The following is a 6,112-nucleotide window of genomic DNA, read 5'->3' as shown; positions in this document are numbered from 1 at the left end:
CGAAGCGGCAGCAGCCGGCGCACCGTCCGGCAAGGCGGAAATCGTCGCCGCGGCATTGGCGGACCTCGCCGCCGGGCATGGCCCGGGCACACAGCATGCCGTCATGGTGGGGGACCGTGCCCAGGATGTGGCCGGAGCGGCTGCCAATGGTTTGAAGTGCATCGGCGTAGGCTGGGGCTTCGCTCCGGACGGTGAACTGGACGCCGCAGGGGCCGTGGAGATCGTGCACAGCAGTAAGGCACTCCACGAGACCATAGTCCGGCGGGATGCGGAGCGGGACCATGCAAGGGAACCGGACGCAGTCAACCCGGACCAGAACAACGACGCCGTAAACGAGGTTTGCACCGATGGCAATGTTTGATGCAATCCGCTGGACCACGCGGGGCCTCGTGACCTCGACCTGCCGGCCCACGGTCATCGGACTCGACAACGTCCCCAAGGAGGGCCCGTTCATCGTGGCCCCCAACCACCTGTCCTTCCTGGACAGCGTGATCGTCCAGGCACTCATGCCCCGGCCCGTCGCGTTCTTCGCCAAAGCGGAGTACTTCACCACCGGAGGAGTCAAGGGCAAAGTGATGAAGTCCTTCTTCGAAGCCGTCGGCTCCATCCCGGTGGAACGCGGCGAGCAGGCCGCCAGCGTCCAGGCGCTTAAAACGCTGCTGGAAATCCTCGACTCCGGCAAGGGCGTCGGCATCTACCCGGAGGGCACGCGCTCCCGGGACGGTATCCTCTACCGCGGACGCACCGGAGTCGGTTGGCTTGCCTTGACCACCGGTGCCCCTGTGATCCCGGTCGGACTGATCGGCACGGAGCACCTGCAGCCCGCGGACAGCAAGTCGGTCAAACCCCAACACTTCACCATGAAGGTGGGCGAACCGCTGTACTTCGACAAGACCGGGCCGGACCACTCCCTGCCCGCCCGCAGGCAGGCCACAGACCGCATCATGGATGCGATAGCCGCACTCAGCGGCCAGGAACGCTCCACCAGCTATAACCAGAGCAAGACCGTCGAGTAGGCACCTTCAATAGTCATTTCGGGCCGGGTCCGGTGTGTCAGGGTCCAGGAAGTGCGCTTCCAGCCCGGCCGCCCCGTCCGGATCCAGGCCGGCGGTTTCGTCCACAATGATCCGGGCGTGCTGCCAGGAGATCGTCCCGTCCGCCAGGGCGGCCAGGGTCAGCGGCAGCGCCGTCGTGAGGGCCTGGCAGTCGGACAGGAAGGCACCTGCGGTCCGTTCGCTCACGGTCAGGACACACGCGACCTCAGCGACCACCGCCATGTCCTGGCACTTGGCGTCGTGCGGTGCCGCCGCCGGGGCCGCCATGGCGTCGGTGGCCCGCAGATAGGTAGCGCCCAGCCGCACCTTCAACGCCGCAGTCCTGGCCTCCCACCGGGCGACCTCGGCCAGGCCATCCAGGCAATCATCCGCCAGATCCCGCAACGGATCAGCATCCCGGCGGACACGGGCGCTGGACGGGCCAGCGTCACCAGAGCCGGACGGAGCACCGCGGTCAGAACCGGCTCCGGTCACGGAATCCAGCGCCGCAGTCAACGCCGCGACAGCCGCCAGGGCCGCCCTGCCTTCCGCACTCCAGTCCGTGCTTTCCATACACCCAGAATGTCAGCAGGCTACGACAAAAAGGCCTGGCCTGACCGCCTTCCAGAAGTGGAGTTTCCGCGACGGGACGTCCGGCCAGGCCGGCCAAACCAGGGGAGTCGTCCGCGCCCGTCCGCACCGTCAAGGGCAGGGCTGCAGGCTCAGTAGACTTGAACCGTGGCAGATCCAGCGAGTTACCGTCCCCAGACGGGTGAAATTCCGACCAATCCGGGTGTGTACCGCTTCCGCGACCCGCACGGCCGGGTCATCTATGTCGGCAAGGCCAAGAACCTCCGGTCCAGGCTGAACTCGTACTTCGCCAACCCGGCAGGACTGCTCCCCAAAACGTATGCCATGGTCCATGCGGCCAGCAGCGTCGAGTGGACCGTCGTCGGCAGCGAGCTTGAATCACTGCAGCTTGAATACACCTGGATCAAGGAATTCAAGCCCCGGTTCAATGTGATGTTCCGGGACGACAAAAGCTACCCGTACCTCGCTGTCTCGATGGGGGAGAAGTACCCGCGCGTCCAGGTCCTGCGCGGCGAGCGGCGCAAGGGCACCCGCTACTTCGGCCCCTACACCGCGGGCGCCATCCGGGACACCATGGACACCCTGCTGCGCGTTTTCCCGGTCCGCAGCTGCAGCGCCGGGGTCCTGAAGCGGGCCGAGGCCAGCGGCAGGCCCTGCCTGCTCGGCTACATCGACAAATGCGCGGCACCGTGCGTCGGCCGCATCTCGGCCGAGGACCACCGCGCCCTGGCCGAGGACTTCTGCACGTTCATGGGCGGCGAGGCCAAGCCCTTCGTCACCCGGCTGGAGAGGGACATGGCCGCCGCCGTGGCGGACCTGGACTACGAGCGGGCGGCACGGATCCGCGACGACATCGTCGCGCTCAAGAAGGTTTTCGAACGGAACGCCGTCGTCCTGGCCGAGGGCACCGATGCCGACGTCTTCGCCCTGCACGAGGATGAGCTTGAAGCCGCCGTGCAGGTCTTCCACGTCCGCGGCGGCCGGATCCGGGGCCAGCGCGGCTGGGTGGTCGAAAAGGTCGAGGACTCCACCACCCCGGACCTCGTCGAGCACCTGCTCCAGCAGGTCTACGGCGAGGAGGCCGGACTGCAGGGCCGGCTGCCCCGCGAGGTCCTCGTCCCGACGGAGCCCAGCAATGCGGCCGATCTGGCGCAATGGCTCAGCGGTCTGCGCGGGGCAAGGATCGACATCCGGGTGCCGCAACGCGGCGACAAAGCCGCCCTGCTCTCCACTGTCCGGGACAACGCCGAACACGCCCTCAAGCTGCATAAATCCCGGCGCGCAGGCGACCTGACCATGCGGTCCCAGGCGCTGCAGGAACTGCAGGAGGCCCTCGAGTTGCCCGTCGCGCTGCTGCGGATCGAATGCTACGACATCTCCCACGTCCAGGGCACCAACGTCGTCGGCTCCATGGTGGTGGTCGAGGACGGCCTGCCGAAGAAGTCCGACTACCGGAAGTTCTCCGTCACCGGCGCGGCAGCGACGGACGACACTGCGGCCATGCATGATGTCCTCACCCGGCGATTCCGGAACTACCTGCAGGAGAAGACGATCCAGGCCGACGCCGCCCGGCAGCCGGGCCACCAGGCCATGCTCAACGCCGCGGCCGACGCCGCCGTCGCGCCGCCGTCCTCTGGTGCCGTGGCGGACACCACCACCCCGGCGCCACGGACCAAGTTCGCCTACCCGCCCAACCTCGTCGTCGTGGACGGCGGCAAGCCCCAGGTCAACGCGGCCGCCCGTGCCCTGGCCGAACAGGGCATCGACGACGTCTACGTCGTCGGGCTCGCCAAACGGCTCGAGGAAGTATGGCTGCCCGACAGCGACTTCCCGGTGATCCTGCCGAGGGCTTCCGCCGGGCTGTACCTGCTCCAGCGCATCCGCGACGAGGCCCACCGCTTCGCGATCTCCTTCCACCGGCAGAAACGCGGCAAGGCGATGACCGTGTCCGCACTCGACGGTGTGCCCGGTCTTGGCGAATCAAAGCGCAAGGCCCTGCTCGCCCAGTTCGGCTCGGTCAAAAGCATCAAGGCGGCCAGCGCCGAGGAACTCACCGGCGCCAAGGGGATCGGTCCATCCCTGGCTGAGGCGATCGTCCGGCACTTCACCGACGACGCCGGCTCCGTCACCGTCCCCGCCATCAACATGACCACCGGCGAAATCCTTGAGACTTAGCTAGCACCGGCAAACTTAGCTAGGGTAAGGACTTGGGAAACGGCACGCGCGGTAATTCATCACACCGTGGACGCTACCTTGCAGAACTAGAGCACAGCAGAACGGGGCTTCACTGATGGCAGAGTCGACGGCAGGATCCGGGACGGAGCCGGACCGCATGACGCCGGTCAAACCCGTTGAGGCGGAGCTGCTCGTCGTGACGGGCATGTCAGGAGCCGGCCGGAGCACTGCGTCGGACGCCCTGGAGGACCACGGCTGGTACGTCGTGGAAAACCTCCCCCCACAGATGCTCGGCACGCTCGCGGAAATCGTGTCCCACGCCCCGGGTTCCATCTCCAAGCTCGCCGTCGTGATGGACGTCCGCAGCAAGGAACTGTTCGCGGACATCCGCACCGCCCTGCGCAACCTGGAAGCCAGCGGCGTCGGCTTCCGGGTGCTTTTCCTGGACGCGAACGACGACGTCCTGGTCCGCCGGTTCGAGCAGGGCCGGCGCCCCCACCCCCTGCAGGGCGGCGGCAGGATCCTCGACGGCATCGCTGCCGAACGCGAACTGCTGCACGAACTGCGCACCTCCGCCGACATTGTGCTGGACACCTCCGCCCTCAACGTCCACGGACTCGCCACCGCGATCACCGAACTCTTCAGCGAAACGGGCCCCGTGGCCCTTCGACTCAACGTGATGAGCTTCGGCTTCAAATACGGGCTGCCGGTCGACGCCAACTTCGTCGCCGACGCACGGTTCATTCCTAACCCGCACTGGGTGCCGGCACTTCGTCCGCACACCGGGCTGGACAAAGACGTCAGCGACTACGTCCTGGAGGCACAGGGCGTCAGTACCTTCGTGGAACGCTATGTGCTGGCCCTCGAGCCGGTCCTGGACGGCTACCGCCGCGAGAACAAGCACTACGCCACCATTGCCGTCGGCTGCACCGGCGGCAAGCACCGCTCCGTTGCTGTCGCCGTCGAGCTGTCCCGCCGGCTCGCGCAATACCCGCGCGTCACCGTGACCACCACGCACAGGGACCTGGGCCGCGAATAATGGCGCTGCTCACCGGGCCTTTGCCCCTCGTCCCTCCGGCCAGCGCGGCCTTCGCCAGCCAGCAGGACAAAGGCCCCTCCGTCGTTGCGCTCGGCGGCGGCCACGGCCTCTCCGCTTCGCTGTCCGCGTTGCGCCTGCTCACGTCAGAATTGACCGCCGTCGTTACGGTCGCGGACGACGGCGGATCCTCGGGACGGCTGCGCGAGGAGTATGGTGTCCTGCCGCCCGGAGACCTCCGGATGGCCCTCTCCGCGCTCTGTGACGACACCGACTGGGGCCGCACCTGGCGCGACGTGATGCAGCACCGCTTCGCGCCCGGCAAAGGCCGCGGCGGTTCCCTCGACGAGCACGCCATGGGCAACCTGCTGATCGTGACACTCTGGGAACTCCTGGGCGACACCGTGGCGGGCCTCAAGTGGGCCGGCGCGCTGCTGGGCGCCCGCGGGGAGGTCCTGCCGATGTCCAGCGTCCCGCTGACCATCGAGGGCCAGGTCCGCGTTAGCGCCCCTGACGGCAGCTCGGTGCTGCAGACCTTGACCGGCCAGGCGAAGTGCGCTGTCGCCGGCTCGCTGGAACGGGTCCGGCTGCTGCCGGCGGATGCCCCCGCCTGCATCGAGGCGCTCACCGCGATCGAGCTGGCCGACTGGGTCATCCTCGGCCCGGGCTCCTGGTACACGTCCGTGCTGCCGCACCTGCTGCTGCCGGAAATGCGCGAGGCGCTCTGCAACACGGCCGCCCGCCGGTGCCTGACCATGAACCTCGCCACGGACACCAAAGAAACCCTCGGAATGACCGCCGCCGACCATCTGCGGGTCCTCCGGGAGTACGCGCCAGACTTCACGATCGACGTCGTCCTGGCCGATCCTGCGTCCGTGACCGACCTCGCCGACTTCGAACAGGCGGCCGGGATGCTCGGCGCCGAGGTGGTGTTGGGTAAAGTGGGGGCGTCGAGCCGCCGGCCGATCCACGACCCGCTGCGTCTGGCAACGGCGTACCACGACATTTTCGGGAACAGGTAGGAAAGGTGCCATGGCACTGACAGCATCAGTCAAGGAAGAACTTTCCCGGCTGGACATCAAGAAGTCCTCGGTCCGCAAGGCGGAAGTGTCCGCCATGCTTCGCTTCGCCGGGGGACTGCACATCATCTCCGGCCGGATCGTGATCGAGGCCGAAGTCGATCTCGCCTCGACTGCGCGGCGGCTCCGTGCCGCCATCGCCGAGGTCTACGGGCACCAGAGCGAGATCATCGTTGTGTCCGGCGGCGGCCTGCGCC

The 6,112-nt window shown here is 67.6% G+C and carries 7 protein-coding genes (1 of these 7 cut by a window edge); 6 read left to right on the top strand and 1 reads right to left on the bottom strand.

The features are described 5' to 3' along the window. Together K789_RS0105500 and K789_RS0105495 are read left to right on the top strand one after the other, a co-directional pair. A protein-coding gene (locus K789_RS0105500) for an HAD hydrolase-like protein (protein WP_024365886.1) crosses the window boundary here: on the top strand, window positions 1-361 show its final stretch. The gene continues 419 nt to the left of window position 1, outside the view; only the last 361 of its 780 coding nucleotides appear in the window; its start codon lies off the left edge, out of view; it ends in the stop codon at window positions 359-361. Next, window positions 348-1,016 carry a lysophospholipid acyltransferase family protein gene (locus K789_RS0105495; protein ID WP_024365885.1) on the top strand — a complete coding sequence of 223 codons (669 nt, stop codon included), beginning with the start codon at window positions 348-350 and terminating at the stop codon, window positions 1,014-1,016. The genes K789_RS0105500 and K789_RS0105495 overlap by 14 nt, the downstream gene beginning before the upstream one ends. 6 nt (window positions 1,017-1,022) lie before the next feature. Here the strand turns inward: K789_RS0105495 and K789_RS0105490 are convergent, their stop codons facing one another. Then, window positions 1,023-1,607 (bottom strand): hypothetical protein, encoded by a 585-nt coding sequence (locus K789_RS0105490; protein ID WP_024365884.1) that lies wholly within the window; start codon window positions 1,605-1,607, stop codon window positions 1,023-1,025. 165 nt (window positions 1,608-1,772) lie between these two features. On the opposite strand from K789_RS0105490, the gene uvrC reads away from it, so the two are divergent. The 4 genes from uvrC to whiA all read left to right on the top strand — a co-directional run. Then, complete coding sequence (gene uvrC / locus K789_RS0105485; protein ID WP_024365883.1) at window positions 1,773-3,800, top strand: excinuclease ABC subunit UvrC; 2,028 nt, start codon at window positions 1,773-1,775, stop codon at window positions 3,798-3,800. A 115-nt stretch (window positions 3,801-3,915) separates the two neighbouring features. Further along, window positions 3,916-4,839, top strand: coding sequence for an RNase adapter RapZ (gene rapZ, locus K789_RS0105480; RefSeq protein WP_024365882.1), 924 nt, complete (start codon window positions 3,916-3,918; stop codon window positions 4,837-4,839). Continuing rightward, window positions 4,839-5,858 carry a gluconeogenesis factor YvcK family protein gene (locus tag K789_RS0105475; RefSeq protein ID WP_024365881.1) on the top strand — a complete coding sequence of 340 codons (1,020 nt, stop codon included), beginning with the start codon at window positions 4,839-4,841 and terminating at the stop codon, window positions 5,856-5,858. The genes rapZ and K789_RS0105475 overlap by 1 nt, the downstream gene beginning before the upstream one ends. 10 nt (window positions 5,859-5,868) lie before the next feature. Further along, window positions 5,869-6,112: DNA-binding protein WhiA (whiA, locus tag K789_RS0105470; RefSeq protein ID WP_029704566.1), on the top strand; the 244-nt coding region annotated here is incomplete at its 3' end.

The organism is Arthrobacter sp. TB 26, assembly GCF_000427315.1.
Taxonomy (GTDB): Bacteria; Actinomycetota; Actinomycetes; order Actinomycetales; family Micrococcaceae; genus Arthrobacter.
Note: the sequence above shows the minus strand (reverse complement) of the source record. Positions and strands in the feature narration are given on the sequence as shown.